The following is a 26,657-nucleotide window of genomic DNA, read 5'->3' as shown; positions in this document are numbered from 1 at the left end:
GAATCAGGAAAAAGGCGCTAGCTGAAGACCGGCGTAGGCCATGAATTTTTCGTCGACGGTTAATACCGGGATCCGCTCGACCAAAGCCTGGGCAATAATAAGTCGGTCAAACGGGTCGCGGTGCTTGTCGTCGGGGTAAGGCAAGGTGGCCACCTGCCGCAAGTGGGCGGGCAGCAGCGGCAACGTGGCAACGCCCCGTCGGGTAGCGGCGGCCATGCTGGTGGGTAGGTCAATTTTAAGCTTGCCGGAGCTGATCTTTATGGCCATTTCCCACCAACTACCCACGCTGACCAGCAACTCGTTGCCAGTGTCCATAATCAGCGCGTGAGCCCTGGTAGTGAGGCGGGGATTTCGCTCCTGATACCAAATCAGGATTTGCGTATCAAGCAGAACACGCCCCATCAGTAATCGGCGAAATCAGCTAATGGCTCGTTGAAATCGTCCGCCATCCAGATTTTGCCTTTCAGTTCCCCGAAGCCAGCTTCCCGTGCTTGCCGGATTTGTTCCGGTGAGGGGCCCGCAGGTTTAGTCTGGGTTTGCTGAAACCGCAGATAGGCCACGTAATCCGCTACCAACCGTTGCAATTCCGGGGGCAGCTGGTCGATGGTGTGGTGTAAATCGAGCGTTTCCATACGGCAAAATAACGATTCTGCCGCCAAGTCCGGTTCCGTGCGCGGGGCTTATAGGGCGGCCGTTTCCAGGTCCAGGTGGCAGTCCTTGTACTTCTTGCCGCTGCCGCAGGGGCAGGGCGAGTTGCGGCCGAACTGGCGGCGGCGGCGGATGGTTTTGAGCCACTCGCGCGGGTCGGTGGCCAGGCCCAGGAACCGGCTTTTGGGGTTCTGGCGGAAGGCCAGCAGCAGCAGCCCGTACAGTTCGGGGTGGTGCTGCTGGAGCTTCTCGGGCTTCTCGAAGAAGTACTCCGTAACCACGGCAAAGAACTCGGCCTCGTTGGTGCCCGCGTAGTCGTTAATTTCGGAGTTGCCGGCCCGGATGGCCGCAATTTCCCGGGCCATTACGGCTTCCCACTCGGGGCGCAGCGCGGCGGGCAGCGCCAGACCGGGCACGCCGTCAATTACGCCGTCGGCCTCATCAAGCAAGTGGGCAAACTCGTGAATGCCCACGTTCTGCTTATCCAGCGCATCCTGGAAGCCGCGCTCCAACGAGCTTTTGGAGAGGCGCATATAGTGGGAAGTCTGGAAACCCTGGACGCTGCCGAGCAGCGTGCCTTCGAGGCCCACATATTCCTTGTTGGGGTCGCGCTCCAGCGTCCAGGCGTCGGGCACCACCAGCACCTCGCTCAGGTTGGCGTACTCCCAGTCGGGGAAGCCGAACACCGGGATAATGGCCGAAGCCGCCACCAGCAGCCGGGTGACATCGTCGATTTCCAGCTGAATGCCGGTGATGCGCGTCTGGGCCAGAAACACCTGCACCCGCTGCTCGAAGCGGCTTTTGTCGATGTTGGAAAGCGACAGATAGAAGGCTACCCGTTCGCTGAGCACCGTCCGCCAGGTGGCTGGAAACGCCTGGGCCAGTGCTGCCTCTCTAAGGCGGGAATCCTGGGTGAGGTAGCGGTAGAAAAAGAAGGCCACCAGGGCCAGCAGCGCAAAAAACACAACGTAGGGCATGAGCGCCTAAACGGCCGGCCGGGCCGGGGGTTACGGCACGTCCACGTCCTCGCCCAGGTGCTCGCGCAGTCGTTCCCGCAACAGGTCTTGCAGGATATGGTCCATAAAGTGAAATTTGTCGGGAATGCGCAGGTTGATGATGCGCTTGCCGGCCAGCTCCTGCGGGAACTTCTGGCGCAGAATATCGGCGTGGTGGCGCTCCATCACAAATAGCACTTCGGCCCAGCCCAGGTGGCCGGCCGTTACGCGCACCCGGGCTCCCGGCTCGGTACCGGCCGAGCGGGCCTGGCAGGTGGGGGTGGAATCGGGCATGTGGCGAGGGAAGAGGGGCGAATAGTTGAGAGGAGCAGCCAGAGCGCAAATATTTGTGAAAAAAAGCAGGGTTTTCATTCTAATGCCCGCCCGCCACATTTGGCGCACACGTTTTTCAGAGGATCATTAAAGCGCTAGTTAACTGAATGCAAGGGGCTTACCTGAATGCGGGGCGCGGTAGCTGCCGCCGCACTGCCGGGCATCCGAACGGTTACGACACAACGGGGCGGGCCGGCGAGCGGAACGGCGGCTTAGACTGAGCCGGCACGTCCGGATTCCGGGCTGCCAGCCGGGTTTTAGGCCGAAAAAGGTTTTGTATTATTGAGTAGCTGCCCGTTGTTGCTATGGGCGCTGCCAGCTCTGACCCACGCCGCAGTTTCCTGCCATTCCTTCCAATTTCACCTATGAAACACCCCTTCCGCACTGCCCTGTTGTTGGGCCTGGGCCTGCTCGCGCCCCTGCTCGAAACCCCGAAGTCGACTGCTGCCCCGGCTCCCGTGTCGGCTCCTACCGATGATAAGGCCCGGATGGACAAGTTCATTTCGGAGTTGATGGCGAAGATGAACCTGGACGAGAAAATCGGCCAGCTCAACCTCATTACCGTGGGCTTCGACGTGACCGGCCCCGTGGTGAGCAAGGACGTGGACGCCAGCATCAAGCGCGGGGCGGTGGGGGCGGTGCTCAACACCTTTACGCCCCAGGCGGCCCGCAAGCTCCAGGAACTGGCCGTGAAGCAAACCCGCCTCAAAATCCCACTCATCTTCGGGTACGATGTCATTCATGGCCACCGCACCATCTTCCCGATTGCCCTGGGCCTGGCTTCGAGCTGGGATTTAGTGGCCATAGAGCGCAGCGCCCGTATTGCGGCCGAGGAGTCGTCGGCCGACGGCATCAACTGGGTGTACTCGCCGATGGTGGACATCTCGCGCGACCCGCGCTGGGGCCGCATCTCGGAAGGCGCGGGCGAAGACCCCTACCTGGGCTCGCAGATTGCCCGCGTGATGGTGCGCGGCTACCAGGGCGACGACCTGACGAAAAGCAACACCGTGATGGCCTGCGTGAAGCACTTCGCCCTTTACGGGGCCGCCGAGGCCGGCCGCGACTACAACACCACCGACATGAGCCTAGTGCGCATGTACAACGAGTACCTACCGCCCTACAAGGCCGCCATCGACGCCGGTGCGGGCTCCATGATGTCCTCGTTCAACGACATCAACGGGGTGCCCGCTACCGGCAACAAGTGGCTGATGACCGAGCTGCTGCGCAACCAGTGGGGGTTCACGGGCTTCGTGGCCACCGACTACACGGCCATCAACGAAATGAGTGCCCACGGCATGGGCGACGATGCCAAAGTCTCGGCACTAGCTTTGAACGCGGGCATCGACCAGGACATGGTGGGCGAGATTTACCTCAAGAACCTGGCCCAGAACCTGAAGGACGGCACCGTAACCCAGGAGCAGATTGACGTGGCCTGCCGCCGGATTCTGGAGGCCAAGTGGAAGCTGGGTTTGTTCCAGGACCCCTACCGCTACACCAACGAGAAGCGGGCCAAGCAGACGATGATGAAGCCCGAGTTTGTGGCCGACGCCCGCGACATTGCCCGCAAAAGCCTGGTGCTGCTCAAAAACAGCAACAACGCGCTGCCGCTCAAGAAAACCGGCACCATCGCCCTTATCGGCCCGCTGGCCACCCGCCAGCGCGACATGATTGGCTCCTGGAGCGGGGCCGGCGACTGGAAACAGGCCGTTTCGCTGGAGCAGGGCATCAGGAACGCCGTGGGCGGCAGCGCGAAAATCGTGACGGCCCAGGGTGCTAATTTCACCGAAGACGCCCAGATGATTGCCCGCCTCAACGAGTACGGCGGCGAGCTGAACGTGGACCCGCGCAGCGCGGATGAAATGATCCGGGAAGCCGTGCAGGTGGCCCAGAGTGCCGATGTGATTGTGGCCGCCGTGGGCGAGTCGCAGGGCATGACGGGGGAGGCGGCCAGCCGCGCCGATATCGGGTTGCCCGGCCGGCAGCTGGAGCTGCTCAAGGCCCTCAAAGCCACCGGCAAGCCGCTGGTGCTCGTGCTCATGAATGGCCGGCCCCTCACGCTGCCCTGGGAGGATAAGAACGCCGATGCCATCCTCGAAACCTGGTACGCGGGCTCCCAGGCCGGCAACGCCATTGCCGACGTGCTGTTCGGCAGCTACAACCCCTCGGGCAAGCTTACGGCCACTTTCCCGCAGTCGGTGGGCCAGATTCCGTTGTACTATAACCACAAAATGACCGGCCGGCCCTACCAGGGCGTGGCGCTCGACAAGTACAAGTCGCGCTACATGGACGTGACCAACGACCCGCTTTACCCGTTCGGCTTCGGCCTGAGCTACACCACCTTCCAGTATGGCAAGCCCGAGCTGAGCACGACCAACCTGGCCATGAATGGTACGCTGGAGGTGAAGGTAACGGTGCAGAACACCGGCAGCTACGACGGCGAGGAAGTGGCCCAGCTTTACATCCGCGACCTGGTGGGCTCCATCTCCCGCCCCGTTAAGGAGCTGAAGGGCTTCCAGAAAGTGCTGCTGAAAAAGGGCGAATCCCGTACGCTCACCTTCCGCCTCACCCCCGAAGACCTCAAGTTCTACAACAACGACCTCAAGTTCGTGGCTGAGCCCGGCGATTTCCAGGTATTCATAGGCGGCAACTCCCGCGACGTGCAGATGGCGGAGTTCAAGCTGGCGGGTAATTGAGGAGTTTGGCGTCCCGGCGTCCCAGGCGTCCCAGGGTTAAAACCCTGGGCTATGCAGCGGGTCGTATTCCGGGGCAATGCCCGGCACTCCGTAGCCCAGGGCTTCAGCCCTGGGTCACCGGGACGCTGAAAACGCAAAGAGGCGACGCTGCTCATGCAGCGTCGCCTCTTTGCGTTTGGGGAGATTGTGGCACGGACTTTAGTCCGTAGCTCCCACCCAGCACCGTTCTGGCAGGCGGGCTACGGACTGAAGTCCGTGCCACAGGTGCGTTACCTGACCATCATCGTCATAATGGAGTGGGCGGGGCTGGTGGTGGGAGCGGCCTGGCCTTTCATCCAAAGCTGGAAATCCAGGGGCTTGTCGGTGGTGTTCATCACCACCACGGCCACCGAGCCGTCGGAGTTCTGGAAGGCGGTGGTTTGCAGGATGTCGCGGCTGCTGGCGGTGGCTACGCGCCGGGCGCCGGGGCGGATGAACTTGGAAAAGTGGCCGATGTAGTAGTAGCTGTTGGTGTAAAGCAGCTGGCCCGAGCGGGTGTCGCCGTGGATGGGGGCGTAGCAGAAGTTGCCCACATGGTTGGGGCCGCCGGTCTGGTCGAGCAGGATGTTCCAGTCGGTCCAGGCTTCGGTGCCGGCGTTGAAATCGTTGATCATCGAGTAGCCGTACCGCTCGCCCAGCCGCCAGTCGTTGAGGCCCGAGAACTGGAAGTTCTCGACGCAGCCTTCGGTGAAAATCAGGTGCTTGTCGGGGTAGGTTTCCTTTACGCGGCGGATGTTGTCGAACTGCATGGTGCTGCCGGTCCAGGTTTCGTACCAGTGGTAGCCCAGGCCCCAGAAGTACTGGCTGGCCTCGGGGTCGTCGAACAGGACCGTGGCGCGCTGGAAGGCCAGGTCGCGGTTGTGGTCCCAGCCGATGAGCTTTTTGTCGCCCAGGCCGGCCTTTTTCAGGGTGGGGCCGAGGAAGTTCTTCACGAAGTCGCGCTCGTCCTCGGCCGTATAGAGGCAGGACTCCCACTTCTGCTTGGCCATCGGCTCGTTCTGCACCGTCAGGCCCCAGATGGGCACGCCTTCCTGCTCATAAGCCCGAATGAATTTCACGTAGTAATCGGCCCAGGGCTGGCGAAATTCGGGCCGGAGCTGGCCGCCCTGCAGCATCGAGTTGGTGGTTTTCATCCAGGCCGGGGGGCTCCAGGGGCTCACGTGCATCATGAGCTGCCCGCCCGCCGCGGCCAGGCACTGCTTGATGAAGGGCAGGCGGTACTTCCGGTCGTGGTCGATGTTGAAGCTCTTGAGCTTGGTATCCCCATCGGCCACGTAGGTGTAGCTGGCAGTCGAGAAATCGGAGCTGTGGATGGTGGTGCGGGCCAGGGTGTAGCCAATGCCATCGGTGGGACTGAAATAGGCTTTCAGCAGCTCCTGCTGCTGGGCTTTGGGCAGCTTAGCGAAGGTTTCGGCGGCCGCATCCGTCATGGCCCCGCCAATGCCCAGCATGGTCTGGAAGGTATGGGTAGGGTCGACGAAAACGGTGGGCTGGGTTTCCAGGGGTTGGGCCAGGGCCTGGAACGAGAGCGGGACCGGGCTGGCCGCCAGGCGCTGGTTGGTGCCCTGGGCCGTGGTGTACACCGTCACGCTGCGGCCCACGGCCGAGTAGGTAGTTGCTGGGTTGGGGGCTTGCTGGGCCACCCCGGGGGCACTGAGACCCGTAGCCAGCAGCAGGGTGAGGAAGGTCGCTTTCATATAAGATGCAGGAATAAGATGCGAAAACCAGGGCGCTACCACACGTAAGTGGCGGCTGCCCCGGCCGGGAGCCGGGAGCGGAACACCCGGCCTTGGTAGCGCAAAGCAAAAGCCCGAGCGGTGGGCGAGTTGTTCTGCATAATAACCACCCGCTGGCCCGTTGGCGTGCGGAAGGCCACGTTGGGCAGCGTGGCCGAGGCCGTGGAGGCAATGCGCACGCTGCCCGGGCGCACGAACTTGCTGGCGTGGGCAATGATGTAGTAGGCGTCTTCGCGGGTCACAATGTCGCCGGCCAGGGTGAGGGCCCCGCGGCACTCGGTACAGCCGCCGGGGGTGTGCGGGTTCTGCTGGGGGTCGGCGGCCAGGTTCCATTCCAGCACGGTGCGGGCCCAGTTGCGGGTGGCCCCGATCAGCAGCGTGCGCACGTGCCAGGGCAGGTTGCCGGCAAAGTCGCTCTTCGCGCCCACCCATTGCTCGGTGAAGTACACGTGCTTGTCGGGGTAGGCGTCGTGCACCTGGCTCAGGGCCTCGATGGGGCCGGCGTAGAGGTGAAATGCGGTGCCATCGATGTAACGGCGCGCGGCGGAGTCCGCCAGCACGGTCAGCGGGTAGTCGGGCCGGTCGGCGTTGTGGTCGTAGATGATGATTTTGGTGGCGAGCCCGGCCTTTTCAAAAGCGGGTCCGAGGTGCTTCACGAACTCGGCCTGCTGCCCGGCCGGCATAAGCAGGCTGGGGTTGTTGCCGGGGTGAAGGGGCTCGTTCTGGACTGTTACGGCGTCTATCCGCACGCCCTCGGCCCGCATCTGCCGCACGTATTGCACGAAGTACTGGGCGTAAGCGGGGTAGAACTCGGGCCGCAGCGAGCCGCCCTTCGAGCTGCCGTTGGTCTTCATCCAGACTGGCGGCGACCAGGGCGAGGCCATCAGCTTGATATCGGGGTTGATGGCCAGGATTTCGCGCAGCACCGGCAGCAGGTGCACACGGTCGGGGGCCAGGCTGAAATGGGCTAACTCCGGGTCGGTCTGGCCGGCGGGCAAGTCGTCGTAGCTGAACACGGCCGCGTCGAGGTCGGAGGCCCCAATGCTCAGGCGCAGGTAGCTCACCCCAATGCCCGTGCCCGCGGGGCTGAACAGCTCCCGCAGCAGCGCCGCCCGGGCCGCCGGACTCATGGCGTGCAGCAGCCCGGCGCTACCGCCCGTCAGGCAGTACCCGAACCCGTCCATGGTCTGGTAGGTCTGCCGGTCGTCGACTTCCAGCACCGGCTCATCAGCATCGGCGGGAGCTGCCGCCGTGGTCCAGACCGGGGCCGGCTGGGGCTGGAACAGGGCCGATTTGTCGGGGTTGGTAAGCCAGAACTGCACGGCCGCCGCGCCGCCTTGCTCCGCCGCCGGGCGCTGGCACCCCGCGCCCCAACCGAGGGTCAGGAGCAGGGCCAGGGGCCGGAAGAAACGGGCGGAAAAGGGCATAAACGGGCGGGCGGCAAAGACAAGGCAGTAGCCAGCAATCCGGGCTCCCGGACTGTGAAAAAGGCTGATTTAGCGGAGTAGAAACGGTGTGGCTGAAGCCGCCGGGGGGTTAGGCCGCCGCCGTGGCTGCAACGGGCCGGTGGCCTTTCAGGCCGTACCACATGATGTAGGCGTAGCAGAGTACGGGCAGGATGAAGGCCCAGCGCAGGGAGCTGGCATCGGCAATGAGGCCGAAGAGCAGCGGCACAATGGCCCCGCCCACAATGCCCACGTTCAGCAGGCCCGAGGCTTCCTCGGTGTTGCGGCCCAAGTCGCGCACGGCCAGCGTGAAGATGGTGGCGAACATGATGGAGTTCATCAGGCCCACGGCCAGCAGGCTCCACATGGCCACTGCCCCGGTCGAACTCACCGAAATCAGGACCAGAATAACAGCGCCCAAAGCGTTGAAGGCCAGCAAACGGCCGGGGTTGAACTTGTTGAGCAGGTAAGCTCCCAGGAATCGGCCCACCATCGCGCCGCCCCAGTACCAGGCTACCTTATCGCCGGCTACTTTAGGCGTCAGGCTCATCACGTCGGGCAGGTGCAGGTAGCTCACGATGTGCGAACCGATGGCCACCTCGCCGCCCACGTAGGCAAAAATGCCCAGCACCCCGAACACCAAGTGGCGGTAGTGATAAGCGCGGCGGGTCAGGTCTTCGTTTTCCGACTCAACGTGCGCGATTTTGGGCAGCTTGAGCATGGCCAGCAAGGCGCTGATAACGATGAGCACGACCCCGATAGCGAGGTAGGGCGTTTGCACGGCCTTCACGTCGATAGCGGCGGCCGAGGCGGCGGTGTCGAGGTCGGGCAGGTTCTTGAGAATCAGGGCCGAGCCCAGCAGCGGGGCCACGGTGGTACCCAGCGAGTTGAAGGCTTGGGTGAGCGTGAGGCGGGCCGGGGCCGACTGCGGCGGACCCAGAATAGCTACGTAAGGGTTGCCCGCCACCTGCAATAGCACCACGCCGGTAGCCAGCACGAACAGCGCGCCCAGGAACAGGCCGTAGCTACGGCTGTCGGCGGCCGGGTAGAACAGGAACGCGCCGAGGGCCGCAATCAGAAAGCCAGTCAGCATGCCACCCTTGTAGCCGATGCGCTGCACCAGCCGCCCGGCCGGAATTCCCATCACGAAGTAGGCCCCGAAAAAGCACAGGTTAATGAGGTTGGCCTGGGTGTAGCTGAGGCTAAAAATGGCTTTCAGGTAGGGAATCAGGATGTCGTTCAGGCAGGTGATAAAACCCATCATGAAGAACAATACCGTGAGCGAAGCCAGGGCGGGCGTGTAGTTGGGGGTTTCCGCGCCGGGGGTGGTGGGAGCGGCACGGAGGGGGGTGGCAGAAATGGGAGCGGCCATGGTGGGAGTAAGGAGGGAGGGTAGTGGTGGGGGTGAGGGCAGCCGGCAAGCCGGCACTTCCAACCAAAGTAATCGATTCTGCGCGGATGGTTGCCCCAAGTGATTTTGGAGCATCGGCCAGCCGGGGTTTTGGCCAAGCCAGCATCAGCTAAAGCTCCGGCTGGTACCTTTTCGGACTGTTGCCGACTAGCTTAGGTAGTCAAATATAGAATCCTGCCCAGTAGAAAAAAAGGAGCCTGATGCTACTCTCGGTCGGTTTGCCGGGGCTCTATACACTTACCGCACACCCAATACCCACCGCTCCCAGCCCCTGATTCAGTTGATGCAAGACGCCACTTAACCAGCCAGCCGGATAAGAAACAACGAAAAACCCGGGACTAGCCGCATAGTGCGCAGCCAATCCCGGGAATGAAAACGGTTGCCCTTATCAGGCTCCGCGCTGGAGAACGACGCGGCAGTGGTTAGGCCACGATGGAGACGCGCACCTTGCGGCCCTTCACCTTGGTGCCGGCCAGGCGCTCGGCCACCAGCTGGGCCTGGTCGCGGGGCACGGCCACGTAGCTGTAGTAGTCGAACACCTCGATGTGGCCCACCTCGTCGCGGGCCACGCCACCCACGTTCACGAAGGCTCCCACCAGGTCGTGGGCACTCACCTTGTCTTTCTTGCCGGCCGATACGTGCAGGGTGATGTTCTCGGGGCGGGGGGCTTTGGGGGCCGCCGGGGGCAGCTTGGGTGCGTGCATGGGCTTCCACTGAATGGAGGCGGCCACCGGCCACTTCTGCACGTGGGCCTGCTCCTTTTCGGTGGCCAGAATGTGAGCCGTACCCTCGGCCCCGGCCCGGGCCGTGCGGCCGGCCCGGTGCTGGAAGCCGTCGGCTTTGTCGGGGGCGTCGTACTGCACCACCGTATCGAGCTGGGTAACGTCGATGCCGCGGGCGGCTACGTCGGTGGCTACCAATACCTGGCTGGAGCCGTTGCGCAGCTTGAGCAGGGCTTTGTCGCGCTCGGGCTGGGGCATTTTGCCGTGGAGCACCTCGGCCGCCACGCCCCGGCCCACCAGAAAGCGCGTCAGCTCCATGCACCGGTCGCGGGTGTTGCAGAAGATGAGGGCGCGGCCGGTTTCGGGCTGCTGCAACAGGTGCAGCAAGGCGGCCGGCTTCTTCTCGACCGGGCCGAAGTGGCCGAGTAGTGTCAGGCTCTCGGGCAGCTCATCGGTGTCGCCGCCGGCATTCACCACCCGGGGCCGCGTCAGGTTCTTGCGGATCAGGTCCAGCACTTTGTCCGACATCGTGGCCGAGAACAGCAACGTCTGGCGGCGGCGGGGCAAGCGCTTGATAATCTCCACCAGCTCGTCCTGGAAGCCCAGTTCCAGCAGCTTGTCGGCTTCGTCAAGAATCAGGGTTTTGAGCTGGTTGGGGATGATGGAGCGCCGCTCGAAGTGGTCGAGCAGGCGGCCGGGCGTTGCCACCACGATGTGGGGGGCCTGGGTGAGGGAGGCCGTTTCTTCGCGGAAGGCGTGGCCGCCGTAGAAGGCCGCCACCCGCAGGTTGGGCAGGTACTTGCCCAGCTTCTTGAGGGCGTCGCGCACCTGCAGGGCCAGTTCGCGGGCCGGTACAAGCACAATCACCTGTACGGCGTCCTGCTTCAGATCGAGCAGTTGCAGCACCGAGAGGCCGTAGGCGGCGGTTTTACCCGAGCCGGTGGGAGCCTGGCCCGCCACATCCTGGCCGGCCAGGGCCATGGGCACCACCTGCTCCTGCACGGGGGTGGGCACGGAGAACTGGAGCTCTGCCAGGGCCTGGAGCAGTTCGGGAGCGAGGCCGAGGTCGGCGAAAGTGGCGGTGGGGGTCGTCGGAGTCATAAACGCGGGTTCAATCCGCAAAGGTAACGCTTTGTAGGAGGGGAAATGGGAAAGAATTAGAAGTGACAACCGAGCACAGACAGAACGCCATTCTTCGACTACGCCTCCGCCTTCGCTCAGAATGACGTTCTGTCTGCGCCCGGTTCCGAACCCTTTCTCACCTCTCACTTCTCACTTCCTCGTCCTCCACTACATCGACCAGCTTGTAGCGCACGGCCGATTTTTTGGGCCGGATATCGAGGCCCACGTGGTGGGCGTATACTTTGGTGAAGCAGGCCCCGAAGTAGAAAATCATGGCTGAGTAGAACACGAATAGTAGCACCAGCACAATGCTCGAAGCCGGCCCGTAGATGGGACCCAGGTTGCGCGGCACCAGCAGCAGGCTCAGCACGTTTTCGCCCAGACTGATAAGTGCGCCCGTCAGCAGGGCACCCCGCCAGGCGGCCTTGCGGGGCACTTTGGCGCTGCTCAGGTTGCGGAACGTGACCCCGCACCAGCCCACCAGAATCAGTAGTGAGAAAACCTGGTTGCTCGCTTCCAGCACAAAGGCGCTGAAGGTGGCGTCGAAAAAATCGGCGTAGTGAGCCACAAAGCCCAGGGCCGCATCGAAGAGAAACGCCAGCATCGAGAGCAGCCCGGTGGCCAGCAGCAAACCCAGTGAGCGGGCCCGCTCCTTGAACACGGTACGCAGCCGGCCGTTGCTGCGCCGCACCCGCACCTGCCAGATCTGGTTGAGTGAGTGCTGAATGACGCCGAACAGCGTGGTGGCGATAAAGAGCAGAAACCCGAAGCCCAGCCACGTCACGAGCCGGCTGCGCTCAATATCGCTCACGTTGCGCAGGATTTGCTCGACCAGCCCGGCCGCCGACGCCCCCAGCAGGTGGGAGAGTTTGGTAAGCAGCAGCACCCGCACCTGCGAGGCCGAATACAGCGAGCCCAGCCCCTGAATGAGGATGATGACGATGGGCGGCAGCGCAAACGTAGTGAAGAAGGCCGTGGCCGCCCCCAGTCGCAGCGGGTCCTGGGCCCCGAACTCGCGGGCCGCCCGTTTCAGCAGTAGCAAAAAGGTGGTGAAGGGGCGGCGGGCTAAGCTGAGCGCGGAGGCGTTGGTCATGGAACGGGCCGGTTGGTTCGGCCTGAACCGCAACGGTAGTGGCGCAAAGGTACTACCGGACCGCCGGATCGGTTTTTTTTCGGTAGCCCGGGAAATTACCGCAATTTCGCGGCGGCTACTGCCCCGTGGTTCCGCCGGTTTGGCGGCTGCGGCCCGCTGTTGCCCGTCCCCTTTTGTGCCCCGCCATGCCCGATTCTGCCGCGCCCGTTCCCGCCTCACCCACTCCGGCCCCGCCCGCCGGCTGGTGGCGGCGGCGCGTGGGGCAGCCCCTGCTCGGGCTGCTGCGCCAGGGCCTCACACCCCATCAGCTGGCCCTCACGGTGGCTTTAGGAACGGCCTGCGGCCTGATTCCGATGCTGGGCGTGACGTCGCTGCTGGCTACGTTCGGGGCGGTGCGCCTGCGTTTGAACGTGGCGGCCACTTTGCTCATTGCCCACCTCTGGAGCCCGGTGCAGCTGCTGCTCATCATCCCGCTGCTGCGGCAGGGTGCCCGCCTCTGGGGCGGCCACACGCCCACCCTGACGCTGGACAAGCTCCGCACCCTGTTCAGCCACGACTGGCTGGCCGCCCTGAGTCTGCTCTGGCACGCCATTGCGGGGGCGCTGCTGCTCTGGGCCGGCGCCTTCGCGGCCCTGGCCCCGGTGCTTTACTTCGCGCTGCGGCCCGTGCTGCGCCGGGTGCTGAAGGCGCACCACGGGCCGGCAGGGGGCGTGGTTTGAGTAACAAAAAGGAACGTCATTCCGAGCGAAGCCGGGGAATCTCGCGGACTGACGTTGCCAGGGTAGCCTGATAGCAGGACTACGTTGGCAACATTAGCACGCGAGATTCCCCGGCTTCGCTCGGAATGACGTTGCTTTTCTAAGCCCTAAGCCCTAAGCCCGGCTATACACGGGCTCCGTGGTGAGCAGGTACTGAATCAGGGGCTCTTCGGAGGCAATGTCGATGAGCATGAGGTCTACGAACTGCGACTCGCCGATTTTGCCCTGGATGACGGGGCCCAGGTCCTGGAGGAAGGCCGGGTCCTGCTGCTCGGTGTCGAAGGCAACGAGCAGGCGCGACTGTTCGGGGTTGTTCTGCATCCGCATTTCGGTGAGGTACACCTTGCGGATGTGAGGCTGGGTGGCGCTGTATTCGCGCAGGCCCTCGTAGAGCTCGGTGGGTGCGGGCTCGGGCTGGTGCAAGGACACCTGCATGTCCTGGGGGGCGGGGGCCTCGAAGAGCTGACCAGCCATCAGGGCCTCAATTTCCTCGGCCGGCAGCAGCTTGCCCACCGACGAGAACGGGTTGAGGGCGCACTCGGCTCCCCGCACCATGGTGAAGAAGTCGTGGCCGCGCAGGCGCATGTAGGCCACGCTGCCCTCGGGCACCGCGCCGTTGTCGAAAATGCGCTCCACGGCCSTGAACACGGCAATTTTGCCGTCGTGCAGGGCCTGGAGCTGAATCTCCATGCCTTCGGTAGGCGTGAGCTCGCCGGGCTCCTGGTCTTCCTTGGCCGCCATCACCACGACTACTTCCTCGCCCAGCAGCGCCTGGTAGAAGGGGGTGCGGAACTGGGGCTCCACGGCCGCCTGCATCAGCAGCTGCTCCAGAATGTTGAGGGGCTGGAAATCGGGGGGCAGGATGGATTCCTGGCCGGGGCCGGGCTGGCCGGGCATCGGCATCTGCATCGGGATGGGCGGGGCCGGTGGGATAAAGGGCATCGGCGCCGGAGCTTCCTCGGCCGGCATGGTGTAGTTGGAGCCCTTGTAGCGGGGGCCGGCCGGTTCGGCCGGGGCTGCGGGCGCGGTACCCGATTCGGGAGCCGGAGCAGCGGCGGGAGTAGGGGTGGGAGCCGAAGCACCGTCTTCGGGCTTCTTTTTCAGAAAGTCAAACAGACCCATATCAAAACAAAGAGATGAAAGTGCAAGCTAAGCAGGTTTGGGGGAAGATGCACACCAAAAATGCGCGGCCCTGCCGCCGGCTCTGCCCCACGGCAGCCGCCTGCATGGGCCACGGGTTGTCAGTGAAGCAGCCAGTGCCGGCGGAAAGCACCCCCGCCAACGGCCGCCGGCCCGCTGCCCTAGCCCGGCTCAGGGCAGGGGCAGGGCAGCGGGCCGGCGGGTTGCCGGGCAAAGGCAGCGCCGCTAAGCCTCGCCCCTGCACCGGGCATCACCTGGATACTCAGGTGAAACGTGCTTTAGGGCACCAAAAAAAGAGCGGCCGGTACCGGCCGCTCCTGGGAAGAATGAACGTAGGGGCCGCCCCGCTACACTGCGGCCCGCCGGGCGATAACCTCGGCCACAAAGGCGTTGATTTCCGCGATTTGCACCTGCACCTGGCGCAGGTCCAGGGCGCGGTTGAGGGCCGCTACGGGGCCGCGTTGCAGCTGGTTGGCCAGCAGGTTGTCGCGGCGCTGGGTGGCGCGGCGCAGGTCGGCTTCGGTGTTGAAGTAGGCGCGGCTGCCTACCGGCAGGGTGGGCAGCACCGGCGTGAGAGCCGCGATAACGGCTTCCTGCGAGGCCAGATCGGCGGTATTGGTGGCGGCGGTTTCGCTGCTCCGGTCGCCCTGGGCATCGAGCACGGTTTCGCGCACGCCCAGGTCGCGCAACTCGGTTTGGGCGGCGGCCAGCACGGCGTCGCACTCGGCCGGGGTGGTAAGTAAATTAAGGGGGTAGGCCATGCGTGAAATGGGATAAAAGGGTGGATAGAAAATTTCACGCTTACAACGCCTGTCGCCCCCTGGTTTATTGTGCATTTGGGCCAAAATATTTTCAGACCAGCCCTGGCAGCGTGGCCAGCGTGGCGGCCTCGGCTTGCAGGGCGGCCCGGCGCACCAGCAACAGGGCCAGGGCGGTAGCGGCCTCGGGCAGTTGGGCGGAGGGCGGGGCGGGGGCCAGCGCGGCCAGCCAGCGTTGGGCGTGGGCCTGCTCGGTGGGGGTGGCGCCGGCGGGGTCGGGGGTGGGGCGCGGGGCCAGGGCGGCGGCCAGCACCGGCCCGGCCCAGCGGCGGTGCGCCKGGGCGGCCACCTGCTGGCACAGCCGCCGCTCGTCGCGCAGCAGCAGGGCCAGGCGGCGGGCCAGCTGCCGCTGCCGCCGGGCCAGCAGGGCAGGGGCCAGCGGGCCGGGCAGCGGCGGCAGGGGCAGAACCGGGGCCGGCAACGCCTCGGTAGCGGGCGGAAGCGGGGCGGGCCGGCCCTGGCCATCGGGTGGGGGCAGGGCCTGCGCCAGGCGGGTCAGGCGCAGGTTGGCCAGGGGCGTGGCCCGGCGGCGGCCGGCTTCGAGATGGGCCACCTGACTGCTGCTGATGCCCAGGTACTGGCTCAGCTCGGCCTGGGTGAGTCCGAAATGCGTGCGGATGCTGGCCGCCAGACTATTGGAAGCGACGGCATTGGATAGGGCGCGGGCCATGGCAACGGTTTTGGAGAGAAACTAAAACGAAAGAGCACTTTCTCTCCAACGCCGGAGAGAAAGGAATCGTATTTCGCGGTTTCTCTCCAGCGCCGGAGAGAAAGAAATAAAAGTTTGCGGTTTCTCTCCAACATGCCCGGCGGCCCTGGCCGGGTGGCCCCAGCCCACCCGCTCGGGCTGGCACAGGCCGCCGGGCCGGGCGGATGACGCACGGCTGAGCCGCCGCCGATGGCGGCTGGTGGCGCGGGAAATCAGGGGAATGGGCGGCTGGCGGCTGGTGCGCATCGGGCAAGCCTGGGTAGGCGGCGCTACGCGGTATTCGTCCGGGCAGCCCGGGCGAATACCACGTAGCCGCCGCCTACTACCTGCTCAGCGGCGTTTCACTGCCCGTCCGAGCCGTTGCAGCGGCCGAGCAGGTCGGAGGCTTCGCGGATGGTGTAGGGCTGATTCTGGTTGCCCCAGTTGGTTTGCAGGAAGTTGAGCAGGTTGGTGATCTGGGAGTCGGTCAGGTCCTCGTGGCCGGGCATCACCTGGTTGTACTCGACGCCGTTGACGACCAGCGGCCCGTTCAGGCCCTTGCGCACGATGCAGGGCAGCTCATCCCGGTGCTGGGCCACGTAGTCGGCGGCGGCCACGCCCGGAATCAGGCGCTCCAGGCCCTGGCCCTGGTCGCCGTGGCAGCTGGCGCAGTGGGCGGCGTAGAGCTGGGCACCCTCATTCTGCCGCTCCGTGAAGCAGCTGCTCAGGCCCAGCGTGAGGGCGAAGGCCCCGGCGGCGGCCCACCGGAAGTAGCCGGCCGGGCGCATCAGCGGGCGGCGGTGGGTTGGGCGGCGGCTTCTTCCCGCAGCAGCAGGGGCAGCTCCTCAATCAGGCGGTCCACTTCCTCCTTCACCATACCATCGTACACGCCCCGCACGCGGCGATGGGAATCCACGAGGGCAAACGTGCCGCTGTGGGCGAAGCCGCCCTGCACGGTGCGGTCGACCTCGGCCCCGGTCATGTAGGCCCGGGCGAGGGCGAAAATGGTGTCGTGGGGGGCAGTGGCGAAGTGCCAGCGGGCGGCATCCTGAATGCCCAGCCGCTCGGCATAGTCGCGCAGCACCGGAATGGAGTCGTGGGCCGGGTCGATGGTGTGGCTCAGGAACAGCACGTTGGGGTTGTCCTCAAAAGCCCGGTACACCCGCAGCAGCTCGCTCTGCATTTTGGGGCAGATGCTGGGGCAGGTGGCGAAGAAGAAGTCGGTGACGTAGACCTTGCCGGCAAACGTCTGGTTGGTAACCGGCTGGCCCATCTGGTCGGTGAGGCGGAAGGCCGGGATAGGGTCGGGCAGCGTGTCGCCGGGGCTGGTGGGGGCGGCCGCCTTGAAGCCCAGCACGGGCAGGCGGTCGGGTTGCTGATGATCAGCGGAAGAGGGCGAGCAGCCGGCGAGCAGCAGGCTCAGGCCGGTAACGGTGCCGGCGGCCAGCAGGCCGGCGCGGCGCAGAAACAAACGGATGATCATGGGGCAGGGGTAGAGGGTGCGGCCGGCGTGGCCCCCAGCAGCTGGCGGGCCGAGTCCTGGCTGCGTTGAAACAAACGGCGCACCGAATCGATGCGTTGCTGCTGGGCCGCGTAGTAAGCCCGGCGGCGCGGGGCGGCCACCGTGTCGGCGGGGCGGCGGTAGTGGTGCATCCAGAACATCATGCCGCTCTCCGCGCCCAGCAAGGCCCGCCGATGGCGGCCGGCGGCTACGCTGTCGGTGGCCGGTACCCGGGCCAGCTGCTGGCGCAGCTCGTAGAGCCGGTCCATCCGGGCCATGAGCGAATCGTGGCTGGCCAGCACGGTTTTTTCGGCCGCAGCCACCTGCTGCTGCTCCCGGTCGGGGGCAGACTCGCAGGCGGCCAGCAAGGCCAGCAGCGGGATAAATCGGAGCATCTTCACGCCCGCAAAGGTAAGGCAGGAAACGGGGAATAGGCAGGTAAGGGACCTGTCATGCTGACGAAGCAAGGATCCTGTTACGCTGGCACGACTGCTACAGAAGGCGCCAGCCTCACGCGGCAGCCTCCTTCCTGCGTCAGCATGACAGTGCATTCCCGCCCTACCACTGCGCCGACGCGCCCCAGTGCCAGAGGGCGGCGCCCAGCGTCCAGGCGGCCCAGACGATGAGGCCGGCCAGGGCCAGCAGCACCAGCACCAGCACCGCAATCAGGCCTTTGCCGGAGCCCTGGTGCTTGCCCTCGGCGTAGTGGGCGCGCAGTAGCTTCACGTTGCGGTCGTTGGCTTTATAGGCGAAGTCGAAGATGTTGCCGATTACCGGAATGGCCCCGATGAGCGTATCGAGCACCACGTTGACCACCATGCGCACCACCAGGCTGCCGCTGGCCCCGTGGCGGAGCATGGTGAGGATGAGCATACCCGAAATAGCCAGCGAGGGCAGGCCGCCCACCACCGGAATCAGGCCCATGATGGGGTCGAGGCCGAAGCGCCAGGTGGTGCCGGGCACCCGGAACTGGCTGTCGAGCAGGCGGGAAATACGCTCCACCCAGCGCAGGCGGTCGTCTTGGTCGAAAGCAGAAACGGGCATCGGGAGAGGGCGTAGGGGTTCGGGCACAGAAACGCAGTCCGCACGTCCGGGTTGGGGGCCGGGCTAAACTTCCGCGCCCCGGGGCCGTTTTCCTACTCACTACTCACTACTCACTACTCACTACTCACTACTCACTACTCCCCCCATGAAAACCCGCCAACTGGGCCGCTCCGGCCTCACGGTTTCCGCCCTCGGCCTCGGCTGCATGGGCATGTCTGATTTCTACGGCCAGCGCGACGACCAGGAGAGCATCCGCACCCTGCACCGGGCCCTGGAGCTGGGCGTCACCTTCCTGGATACGGCCGATATGTACGGCCCCTACCTCAACGAGCAGCTGCTGGGCCGGGTCCTGAAAGACCGCCGCCAGGAGGCCCTTATTGCCACCAAGTTTGGCATTCAGCGCGACCCGGCCAACCCGGAAAAGCGCGGCATCAACGGCCGCCCCGAGTACGTGCGCGCCGCCTGCGAGGCCAGCCTCCAGCGCCTGGGCACCGACCACATCGACCTCTACTACCAGCACCGCGTCGACCCCGGCACGCCCATCGAGGAAACCGTGGGGGCCATGAGCCGGCTGGTGGAAGAGGGCAAAGTGCGCTTTCTGGGCCTCTCGGAAGCCGCCCCCGACACGCTGCGCCGGGCCTGCCAGGTACACCCCATTGCCGCTTTGCAAACCGAATACTCGCTCTGGAGCCGGGAACCCGAAGACGATATTCTGCCCACCTGCCGCGAGCTGGGCATTGGCTTCGTGCCCTACTCGCCCCTGGGCCGGGGCTTCCTGACGGGCCAGATCAAAAAGTTCGAGGATTTGGCCGCCGACGACTACCGCCGCCACACCCCGCGCTTCCAGGGCGAGAACTTCCAGAAGAACCTCGACCTGGTGGCCCGCATGAAGCACCTGGCCACCGAGAAGGACTGCACCCCCGGCCAGCTGGCCCTGGCCTGGGTACTGGCCCAGGGCGACGACGTGGTGCCTATTCCCGGCACCAAGCGCGTGGCCTACCTCGAAGAAAACGCCGCCGCCACCCACCTCACCCTCTCGGCCCAGGACCTGGCCCGCCTCAACGAAATAGTCCCCCCGCACGCCGCCGCCGGCTCCCGCTACCCGGAGGCCATGATGAAGAGCGTGAATGGGTAGGATGTAGGGGCTACGCAAAAAGGAACGTCATGCTTCGACTCCGCTCCGCTGCGCTCAGCATGACGTTCCTTTTACATCCCACCTAGCGCCGGACCGGCGGGAGCAGGTCAATCCAACCATCCTCACTCACGACGATGGCCAGGACGGGGTAGCGGTTGCTTTCCACGTAGCGCAGGGCCGAGTTGTAGCGGGAGCCGCGGCTGGAGTCGCCTTTCTCGGTGGCCAGCCCGTCGAGGATGACGCCGATGGCAAAGCAGGTGCCGGCCGGGTCGATGAGCACGGCCCCGTCGATGTTGGTGACCAGGCGCAGCACGGAGGGCGTCATCAGGCGGGGGGCCACCCGGAAGCACTGGCGGGTGAGGCGGGCGGCCTCCTGGGCCGCCCCCTCGGAAATGAGCAGAATGGTGCCGTGAGTCTGTTTGGTGGCCTTGAGCGTCAGCTCCCAGAGGTAGGCCACCCCGGCCCCGTCCACGGCCGGAAATACCCGGTGCACGGCCCGCGTGAAGTTGTCTTCGTCGATGGTGCCCTGGGGCAGGCGGGGCGTGTTGGACACCACTTTCATCATCAGCTCCGAGTCGTGGCTCAGCTCCCAGCTATAGTGCTTGGTGAAGTGCACCGTGAACAGGGGCTCGTACTGCGAGTCGGTCGGCTCTACCAGATAGCCCAGGCCAAATACGTCAGTGGCGTCCGTAATCAGCGAGTTGCGGTCTTCGCTCAGCTCCAGCAGCTTGCGGATGCGGCGGTAGTCGCGCAGCGGAATCGGCGATTCGAGGGTGAGCACGGGCACCACGGCCGGGTGGTTGCGGCGGCAGACCAGCATCGTGCCCACGCCCTCGTCGCCCTCGTGGCGCAGGGCGGCCACGCCGTTGCAGGCGTCGTAGAGGCCGTGGGTGCCGGCGCGCAGCATAAAGCGGCGGCCGGCGGCGCGCAGCACCTCGTTGTAGTCGCGGTCCAGCACGGGCCGGTCGTCGTCGTCGTGGTCCGACTCACGCAGGGCCCGGGCCGAATCCTGCAAAAACTCCTGCACCGTGGCCGCCAGCAGGGAAGCCGGCCGGTTCAGGACCGATGGGCCTGCCAGGGCGTAGTAGCACTGGTACGCTTCGGCGCTGAGCTGCAAGACAATAATGACCTGGTAGCCGCCGGCCGTAACGGGCAGCGAGCAGAAGCTCACCCGGTCTTCGTGGCGGGTGGCCACCAAGTCGTTGAGCGTGTGCTCGGTGGCCCGGCGCAGCAACTCATACCAGCGCTGCTTTTCGTAGCGGTCGTGGTCGAGCGGGTGCAGGTGGTAGACCACTTCGCGGGGGCCATCGGGTTCGAGGGCGGCGGCGTGGTCCTTCACGGCGGCAAAATCCGGCGGCCCGTAGCGGTGCGACTGGGGCTCAACCACTACGGCCTCGGGTTCGTCGGTTTCGCGGGCCGAGGCCACGCCCAGCAAAAACACTTCCGGCTTCAGGGAGCGGTCGAGCAGGTTGAAAACACCATCGGCGAAGAGCTGGACGGAAACGCGGAATAGGCTTTGGTTTTCCCACATAGGGAGCGACGGGGCAAACGTGAAGGGCGGAAAGGGGCAAATACGCAAAAACCTTCCTCAAAGATGGTTCGCTCCCTACATAATGACCATATTGAGTAACCTTCCCGCCCAAAGCCGGTTGTGCCCGTACGCCGCCCCGGCTGCCCGCCGGCCGCGCTCCTCCTTCGCCCGCTTGATCCCCCGCGCTATGTTCGTAGACTTACTAGCCGCCGGCCTGTTTGCCGTTTCGCTGCTGCCGTTCATCACCGGGTATTGCGCCTACAGTTACGGGCGCTCCTTCTGGCTCTGGTTCGCGCTGGGCTTCTTCCTGCCCATCCTGTCCTATTTCGTGCTGTTCGCCCTCATCCTGCGCCAGCAGCTCGACCACGGCCAGCGCCTGCTCAACGAGGCCAAAGCCGTGCTGGCCGCCGCCGAAGAAGCCGAACGGGCAGTGAAGGAGTAACCTGTCATTGCGACATTCCGCGCATCGATATTCCGCGCATCCGCAGGATGCCCCGGGCGGCCCAGGCCCCGGTGCTGAAGCAGCCCTGGAGCAGGTAGCCCCCGGTGGGCGCTTCCCAGTCGAGCATTTCGCCGGCCACGAAGGTGCCGGGGCGGGCCAGCAGCATCAGGTGCTCATCCACGGCCGTCCAGGCCACGCCGCCGGCCGTGCTGATGGCCTCCTCAAGGGGGCGCAGGCCCGTGACGGGGATGGGCAGGTAGCTGAGCAGCCGGGCGGCTTCGGGCGCGGCCACCGGAAACGCGGGCGGCCCCAGCTCCCGCAGCAGCGTGGGCACCGGCGGCGGCAGGCGCAGGGCTTCGGCCAGAAAGGAGGCCCCCGACTTACCCGGGCGGCGGCGGCCCAGCTTGTCGAGCAGTTGGGCCGGGCTCAGGTCGGGCTTGAGATGGAGATGGAGGTGAGCGGGGCCGCCGCCGGCCAGCGCGGCCCGCAGCTGGGGCGTGAGGGCGTACACGGGCGTTCCTTCCAGGCCGTAGTCGGTGAGCATAATTTCGCCCCGCACCGTGTGGCCGCCGCAGCTCAGGGCCACGTTTTTGAGCGGCTGGCGGCCCACCTTCTGCCGGAAAAATGCCGACCACGCCACTTCGGCCCCGCAGTTGGCGGGCGCAAACGGCACCACCGGCACCCCGGCCCGCTCCAGCTCGGGCCGCCAGCTGCCATCGGAGCCGGTTTTGGCCCAGCTAGCCCCGCCCAGGGCCAGCAGCGTGGCCTGGGGGCACACGGTCAGCTCCTGGCCGGTTGCTTCCTGGCGGAAGCGCAGGCCGCCTGCGGGCGCGAAGCCCAGCCAGCGGTGGCGGGGGTGCAGCGTAACGCCCAGGGCGTGCAGGCGCTCCAGCCAGGCCCGCAGCAAGTGGGCCGGCTTGTGCTCGGGCTCCGGGAAAATGCGGCCGCTGGTGCCCACAAAGGTGCCGATGCCCAACGCGGCGGCCCAGGCCCGCAGGTCAGGGGCGGAGAAGTGGGCCAGGTAGCGGGCGAATTCGGGCTGGCGGGCGGCGTAGCGGGCGGCGAACGGGGGCGCGTCTTCGGCATTGCTCAGGTTGAAGCCCCCGTGCCCGGCCACCAGAAACTTGCGGCCCACCGTCGCCTGGGCCTCGTAGAGGTGGACCTGGCAACCCGCTTCGGCCAGATGCTGGGCCGCCAGCAGCCCGGCCGGCCCCCCGCCTACCACGGCCACCACCAGAGACGTTGATTGTTGCATGGGGCAAAGGTAGGGCCCGGCGGCAGGTGCCGGCCCGGCCCACCCCTGAAGTTGGCCCCGCCCACCCCCGAAACCGTATCTTCGCGGCCCTTCATTTCGGCGGCCGACGCGTTTCGTGCGTATAGCCGAAACCAAAAAACTGGGTTAACTGCACTCTATGGGTTCGTATTCTATTCTCATCGGCCTGAGTCTGGCCGTGATTCTGTCCTACCTCTTCGACCTGATTGCCCGCGCCACCAAAGTGCCCTCGGTGCTCATGCTGCTGCTCTCGGGCATTGCCCTGCGCCAGGCCGCCGACTACTTTGAATTTACCTTCGTCACGCCCAAAGTAATTCTGGAGATATTCGGCATTATCGGCCTGATCATGATTGTGTTGGAGGGCGCGCTGGATCTGAAGATAACCCGCGAGAAATTCCCCCTCATCCGGCGCTCCTTCCTGGCGGCCGTGCTCATGCTGGTGGTGCAGTCGCTGGCCATTGCCCTGATTCTGCACTTCTGGCTGCACGTCAATTTTCAGAGCTGCCTTGTCAATGCCATTCCGCTGGCCGTTATCAGCTCGGCCATTGCCATTCCCAGCGTGGCCGGCCTGACGGGCGAAAAGCAGGAATTCATCATCTACGAGAGCACCTTTTCCGACATCCTGGGCATCATGCTCTTCAATTTTGCGCTGCAATCCAACTTCGGCGAGGGTATGTCGCTGGCTACGTTCGGGCTCGATATTATATCGGTGGCGCTGGTGGCCATTGTGAGCACGGCGGCCCTCATCTTCCTGCTCGACCGGATCCGCCTGCATGTTAAGTTCTTCCTGATTCTGGCCTTCCTGATTCTGCTCTACAGCGTGGCCAAAAACCTGCACCTCTCCTCCCTGGTCCTGGTGCTCGTCTTCGGACTGGCCGTTAACAACGCCGAGCAGTTCATGCTGGGGCCGTTGCAGCGGTGGTTCAATCCGGCCCGCCTCACTGAAGAGCTGCACCAGCTCCGCAGCATCACGGCCGAGTCGGCCTTCCTGATCCGCACGTTTTTCTTCCTGCTCTTCGGCTTCAGCATCACGGTTAGCAAGCTGATGAGTCCGCAGCTGCTGTTGCAGGGCGTCATTATCGTGGTGGCCCTCACGGCCATCCGCTACTTCTACCTGCGCTTCATCGCCAAAACCGACCTCATTCCTGAGCTGTTCATCGCCCCCAAAGGCCTGATTACGGTGCTGCTTTTCTACAGCATCCCCCAGCAGCACCTGATTGGCGAGGTCAGCGAAAACATCCTGTTCCTGGTTATCCTGCTCACCGGCGTACTCATGATGGTGGGCCTGCTCATGAGCCGCGAGGAGCCGGAAATAGGAGAGTACTGAGGATCTGGAAGCGCCTAAAAGCAACTGTCATCCTGAGCGGAGCGAAGGATGACAGTTGCTTTTATTCTTGGCTCCTTCCTTCCTTACCTTCCTCAAAAATTCGTTTTGAACAGCTTGATGGCGATGGCCAGCAGGATAACGCCGAACACGCGGCGCAGGATGTCTTCGCCGACTTTGCCCAGCTTGCGCTCAATCCAGGCCGAGCTTTTGATGACCAGGTACACAAAAACCAGGTTTACCAGGATGCCGGCCAGCACGTTGGGCAGCTGGTAGGCGGCCCGCAACGAGAGCAGGGTGGTCATGGTGCCGGCCCCCACAATGAGCGGGAAGGCCAGCGGCACGATGGAGCCGGTGCCGGTGGTGGGGTCGTGGCGGAACAGCTCGATGCCCAGAATCATTTCCATCCCGATCAGGAAAATGATGATGGCCCCCGCCAGGGCAAACGACTGGAAATCGACCCCGAACAGGGACAGAATGCTCTGGCCCAGAAACAGGAAGGCAATCATGAGCAGGCCCGCCACGATGGTGGCTTTTTCGGCATTCACGCCGCCTTCGCGCTGCCGGATCTGGATGATAATGGGCACCGAGCCCAGAATATCGATGATGGCAAACAGTGTGAGCGTGACGGAGGCTATTTCCTTGAAGCTAAACATGAATCACAGATGGTGCAGATGGTGCAGATGTCGCAGATTTGTTCTGGTAGCGGATTGGTTCTGATGGCGCGGATTCGTGCTGGTGGATTCGTGCTGGTGGTGGGCAGTGGGGCCAATTGAACAGATCCGCTACCAGCACGAATCTGTGTTATCAGCACCATCAGCACCATCTGTGATTCAGGCGAATTCCTTGGCGAAGAACTGGACGAGCTGCTCGAAGGCGGCGTCGGGGATGGCGGGGAAGTTGGCGATGCGCAGGCTGGTGGGCTTCCAGGAGCCGTAGCCGCTGCCCAGCTGCATACCCTGGGCCAGGGCCTGGCGCTTCACCTCCTCGATGAGGGCGGGCGCGCCCTGGAGCCCGATAACGGTGGAGGAGCGCGTTTCGGGGTTCGTGACGAGCGGGCGCAGCCGGGTGGCCTGGTCGAAGTAGTCGTAGAGCTTATTGGCGCGCTCCAGCACGTGCTGATGGGTGGTTTTGATGATCGGGTTATCGTGCAGGGTGCGGCTGAGCAGGTAGATGCCCAGCACGTTGGGCGTGTGGGTGGTCTGGAAGTTGAGCATCTTCTCGTACTGGGCCGTGAGCGAGTTGTAGTGGCTGCGCTCGTTCACTTTGCGCAGGCGCTCCACGGCCCTCGGCGAGAGCAGCATCACGGAGAGGCCCGCCGGCAGCCCGAAGCACTTCTGCACCGAGGCGTACCAGATATCGGCCTTGATGAACTTGAGCTGGATGCCGGCCATTGAGGAAGTGGCATCCACGGCCAGCAGGGCGTTGCCGGGCAGGCGGTTGTAGATGTTCAGAATGGCCCCGTCGCGCAGCTGGGTGGCGTTGCTGGTTTCGTTCTGCGTCAGGCAGACCAGGTTCGTGTGCTCGTCGAGGCCGGGCAGGTTGCGGGCGTCGGGCACCTCATCGATACCGAATTTGAGGCCCTTGGTTTCGGGGCGCAGGGCCTTGGCGTACTCGTACCACTTCTCCCCGAAAGCGCCGTTGTAGAGGTGGAAGCTCTTGGTGGGCGTCAGGCTCTGGGTCAGCACTTCCCAGCATTCGGTGGCCGAGCTCAGGAAGAACACGGTGTAGTCCTGGGGTACGTTGAGCTTATTTTTGAGCTCCTGCACGGTCTGGCGCATGAGCTGCACGAACCGCTCGCCGCGGTGCGGGGCCGAGAGCCAGCCCTCATCAAAGGCGTCCTGCAAATAGCGCCGCACCTGCGGATAGACCTGGGAAGGGCCGGGATTGAACGTATACATAGCGAAGGAAAGTCAGGTTGAGCTGCAAAGGTAGGAAAGGCGGAAGCAGGGGGGGGGTAAAAAGGAACGTCATTCCGAGCGCAGCCGAGGAATCTCGCGTGCTGAGGCCGAATTGGTAATGCTGATGCTAGAGAAGCTGTTTAGGAAGTCAGAAAGGCTGTCATCCTGCGCTTGCGAAGCACCTTATCACGTCCGCACAACTCGGAAAGAAGTTGACATAGGCCCGCGTAATAAGGCGCTTCGCAAGCGCAGGATGATAGCTAACCAACAAAGCGGACTTTCTAAACAGCTTCAGAATCACTTTGGCAGCCTGAGCACGCGAGATTCCTCGGCTGCACTCGGAATGACGTTCCTTGGCTCACTTATCCCTTATCCCTTATCACTTATCACACCCGAAACCCCATGCGCTTGGGGCGCTGGCCGTCGAAATAGTGCAGGGCCAGTTTGTAGCTGTCGAGTTGGAAGCCGCTGATGCTGCCCACGCAGTTGCGGCCCAGCAGGCTGCGCTGGCGGAACTCCTCGCGGGCGTGCAGGTTGCTCAGGTGCACCTCCACCACGGGCGCGCCGATGGCTGCCACGGCATCGGCCAGGGCCACGCTGGTGTGGGTGTAGCCGCCGGCGTTGAGCACGATGCCGTGGTAGGTGAAGCCCACTTCGTGGAGCTTGTCAATCAGCTCGCCCTCGTGGTTGCTCTGGAAGTACTCCAGCTCGAACTGCGGAAAGGCTTCGCGCAGTTCGGGCAGGTATTCCTCGAAGGAGCGGGTGCCGTAAATGCCCGGCTCGCGCCGGCCCAGCAGGTTGAGGTTGGGGCCGTTGAGAAGGAGAACTTGCATAGTTGGGTGTCTGGGGGAGGGTTGGGGTACTG

26 protein-coding genes are annotated in these 26,657 nt (G+C 64.6%); 5 read left to right on the top strand and 21 right to left on the bottom strand.

Annotated elements, in window-relative coordinates; genetic code table 11:
• Positions 1–3: 3 nt before the first annotated feature.
• The 4 genes from D0T11_RS08720 to D0T11_RS08705 are packed head-to-tail and all read right to left on the bottom strand — an operon-like array spanning position 4 to position 1,937.
• Positions 4–402, bottom strand: a complete 399-nt coding sequence (locus tag D0T11_RS08720; protein ID WP_119655396.1) for a type II toxin-antitoxin system VapC family toxin — start codon at positions 400–402, stop codon at positions 4–6.
• Positions 402–632: a type II toxin-antitoxin system VapB family antitoxin gene (vapB, locus tag D0T11_RS08715; RefSeq protein WP_119655395.1), complete on the bottom strand. Its 231-nt coding sequence runs from the start codon at positions 630–632 to the stop codon at positions 402–404. The genes D0T11_RS08720 and vapB overlap by 1 nt, the downstream gene beginning before the upstream one ends.
• A 48-nt stretch (positions 633–680) precedes the next feature.
• Entirely contained in the window at positions 681–1,625 is a 945-nt protein-coding gene (locus tag D0T11_RS08710) for a M90 family metallopeptidase (protein WP_119655394.1), read from the bottom strand.
• Between the two features lie 30 nt (positions 1,626–1,655).
• Positions 1,656–1,937, bottom strand: a complete 282-nt coding sequence (locus D0T11_RS08705) for a protein tyrosine phosphatase (RefSeq protein ID WP_119655393.1) — start codon at positions 1,935–1,937, stop codon at positions 1,656–1,658.
• Between the two features lie 404 nt (positions 1,938–2,341).
• Between D0T11_RS08705 and bglX the strand changes: the two genes are divergently transcribed.
• The gene (gene bglX / locus D0T11_RS08700) at positions 2,342–4,669 is read left to right on the top strand and encodes a beta-glucosidase BglX (protein WP_119655392.1); all 2,328 of its coding nucleotides are present in this window, start codon (positions 2,342–2,344) and stop codon (positions 4,667–4,669) included.
• Positions 4,670–4,938: 269 nt separating this feature from the next.
• On the opposite strand, the gene D0T11_RS08695 is transcribed toward bglX, so the two are convergent.
• From D0T11_RS08695 to D0T11_RS08675, 5 genes are all read right to left on the bottom strand, one after another.
• Positions 4,939–6,405 carry a glycoside hydrolase family 30 protein gene (locus tag D0T11_RS08695; protein ID WP_119655391.1) on the bottom strand — a complete coding sequence of 489 codons (1,467 nt, stop codon included), beginning with the start codon at positions 6,403–6,405 and terminating at the stop codon, positions 4,939–4,941.
• Positions 6,406–6,440: 35 nt separating this feature from the next.
• On the bottom strand, positions 6,441–7,871 hold the full coding sequence (locus D0T11_RS08690; RefSeq protein WP_119655390.1) for a glycoside hydrolase family 30 protein: 1,431 nt from the start codon (positions 7,869–7,871) through the stop codon (positions 6,441–6,443).
• 109 nt (positions 7,872–7,980) lie between these two features.
• The gene (locus D0T11_RS08685; RefSeq protein ID WP_119655389.1) at positions 7,981–9,261 is read right to left on the bottom strand and encodes a sugar MFS transporter; all 1,281 of its coding nucleotides are present in this window, start codon (positions 9,259–9,261) and stop codon (positions 7,981–7,983) included.
• Positions 9,262–9,722: 461 nt separating this feature from the next.
• Positions 9,723–11,123: a DEAD/DEAH box helicase gene (locus D0T11_RS08680; RefSeq protein WP_119655388.1), complete on the bottom strand. Its 1,401-nt coding sequence runs from the start codon at positions 11,121–11,123 to the stop codon at positions 9,723–9,725.
• A 157-nt stretch (positions 11,124–11,280) separates the two neighbouring features.
• The gene (locus tag D0T11_RS08675; protein WP_119655387.1) at positions 11,281–12,237 is read right to left on the bottom strand and encodes a YihY/virulence factor BrkB family protein; all 957 of its coding nucleotides are present in this window, start codon (positions 12,235–12,237) and stop codon (positions 11,281–11,283) included.
• A gap of 185 nt (positions 12,238–12,422) precedes the next feature.
• Here D0T11_RS08675 and D0T11_RS08670 point away from each other — a divergent pair, with 185 nt between their 5' ends.
• A complete protein-coding gene (locus tag D0T11_RS08670; protein WP_119655386.1) occupies positions 12,423–12,956 on the top strand; it encodes a DUF2062 domain-containing protein in 534 nt (177 codons plus the stop codon).
• A gap of 153 nt (positions 12,957–13,109) precedes the next feature.
• Here the strand turns inward: D0T11_RS08670 and D0T11_RS08665 are convergent, their stop codons facing one another.
• From D0T11_RS08665 to D0T11_RS08635, 7 genes are all read right to left on the bottom strand, one after another.
• Positions 13,110–14,117: an enhanced serine sensitivity protein SseB gene (locus tag D0T11_RS08665; protein WP_119655385.1), complete on the bottom strand. Its 1,008-nt coding sequence runs from the start codon at positions 14,115–14,117 to the stop codon at positions 13,110–13,112.
• A gap of 365 nt (positions 14,118–14,482) precedes the next feature.
• Positions 14,483–14,896 (bottom strand): hypothetical protein, encoded by a 414-nt coding sequence (locus D0T11_RS22495; RefSeq protein WP_182888314.1) that lies wholly within the window; start codon positions 14,894–14,896, stop codon positions 14,483–14,485.
• Positions 14,897–14,987: 91 nt separating this feature from the next.
• Complete coding sequence (locus D0T11_RS08655; RefSeq protein ID WP_119655383.1) at positions 14,988–15,623, bottom strand: helix-turn-helix domain-containing protein; 636 nt, start codon at positions 15,621–15,623, stop codon at positions 14,988–14,990.
• A gap of 380 nt (positions 15,624–16,003) precedes the next feature.
• Positions 16,004–16,429: a c-type cytochrome gene (locus tag D0T11_RS08650; protein ID WP_119655382.1), complete on the bottom strand. Its 426-nt coding sequence runs from the start codon at positions 16,427–16,429 to the stop codon at positions 16,004–16,006.
• The gene (locus tag D0T11_RS08645) at positions 16,429–17,124 is read right to left on the bottom strand and encodes an SCO family protein (RefSeq protein WP_245990688.1); all 696 of its coding nucleotides are present in this window, start codon (positions 17,122–17,124) and stop codon (positions 16,429–16,431) included. The genes D0T11_RS08650 and D0T11_RS08645 overlap by 1 nt, the downstream gene beginning before the upstream one ends.
• Positions 17,121–17,537, bottom strand: a complete 417-nt coding sequence (locus tag D0T11_RS08640) for a hypothetical protein (RefSeq protein WP_119655381.1) — start codon at positions 17,535–17,537, stop codon at positions 17,121–17,123. Before D0T11_RS08640 ends, D0T11_RS08645 begins: the two co-directional genes overlap by 4 nt.
• A gap of 163 nt (positions 17,538–17,700) precedes the next feature.
• On the bottom strand, positions 17,701–18,186 hold the full coding sequence (locus D0T11_RS08635) for a DUF4112 domain-containing protein (RefSeq protein WP_119655380.1): 486 nt from the start codon (positions 18,184–18,186) through the stop codon (positions 17,701–17,703).
• 145 nt (positions 18,187–18,331) lie between these two features.
• On the opposite strand from D0T11_RS08635, the gene D0T11_RS08630 reads away from it, so the two are divergent.
• Positions 18,332–19,321: an aldo/keto reductase gene (locus D0T11_RS08630; protein ID WP_119655379.1), complete on the top strand. Its 990-nt coding sequence runs from the start codon at positions 18,332–18,334 to the stop codon at positions 19,319–19,321.
• Between the two features lie 82 nt (positions 19,322–19,403).
• Here D0T11_RS08630 and D0T11_RS08625 read toward each other — a convergent pair whose 3' ends face one another.
• Positions 19,404–20,852 (bottom strand): diadenylate cyclase, encoded by a 1,449-nt coding sequence (locus D0T11_RS08625; RefSeq protein WP_119655378.1) that lies wholly within the window; start codon positions 20,850–20,852, stop codon positions 19,404–19,406.
• Between the two features lie 187 nt (positions 20,853–21,039).
• Between D0T11_RS08625 and D0T11_RS08620 the strand changes: the two genes are divergently transcribed.
• A complete protein-coding gene (locus D0T11_RS08620; protein WP_147374576.1) occupies positions 21,040–21,294 on the top strand; it encodes a hypothetical protein in 255 nt (84 codons plus the stop codon).
• 4 nt (positions 21,295–21,298) lie between these two features.
• Here D0T11_RS08620 and D0T11_RS08615 read toward each other — a convergent pair whose 3' ends face one another.
• The gene (locus tag D0T11_RS08615) at positions 21,299–22,549 is read right to left on the bottom strand and encodes a BaiN/RdsA family NAD(P)/FAD-dependent oxidoreductase (protein WP_119655376.1); all 1,251 of its coding nucleotides are present in this window, start codon (positions 22,547–22,549) and stop codon (positions 21,299–21,301) included.
• A gap of 157 nt (positions 22,550–22,706) precedes the next feature.
• Between D0T11_RS08615 and D0T11_RS08610 the strand changes: the two genes are divergently transcribed.
• Complete coding sequence (locus D0T11_RS08610; RefSeq protein ID WP_119655375.1) at positions 22,707–23,894, top strand: cation:proton antiporter; 1,188 nt, start codon at positions 22,707–22,709, stop codon at positions 23,892–23,894.
• 92 nt (positions 23,895–23,986) lie between these two features.
• Here D0T11_RS08610 and D0T11_RS08605 read toward each other — a convergent pair whose 3' ends face one another.
• From D0T11_RS08605 to aroQ, 3 genes are all read right to left on the bottom strand, one after another.
• Positions 23,987–24,547, bottom strand: coding sequence for a MarC family protein (locus D0T11_RS08605; RefSeq protein ID WP_119655374.1), 561 nt, complete (start codon positions 24,545–24,547; stop codon positions 23,987–23,989).
• Between the two features lie 177 nt (positions 24,548–24,724).
• The gene (locus tag D0T11_RS08600; RefSeq protein WP_119655373.1) at positions 24,725–25,792 is read right to left on the bottom strand and encodes an aminotransferase class V-fold PLP-dependent enzyme; all 1,068 of its coding nucleotides are present in this window, start codon (positions 25,790–25,792) and stop codon (positions 24,725–24,727) included.
• Positions 25,793–26,178: 386 nt separating this feature from the next.
• On the bottom strand, positions 26,179–26,625 hold the full coding sequence (aroQ, locus tag D0T11_RS08595; protein ID WP_119655372.1) for a type II 3-dehydroquinate dehydratase: 447 nt from the start codon (positions 26,623–26,625) through the stop codon (positions 26,179–26,181).
• Between the last annotated feature and the right edge of the window lie 32 nt (positions 26,626–26,657).

The sequence above is a fragment of the Hymenobacter rubripertinctus genome, from assembly GCF_003583925.1.
GTDB lineage: Bacteria > Bacteroidota > Bacteroidia > Cytophagales > Hymenobacteraceae > Hymenobacter > Hymenobacter rubripertinctus.
The sequence above is the reverse complement of the archived record's forward strand: the minus strand, read 5'-3'. Positions and strand labels throughout refer to the sequence as shown.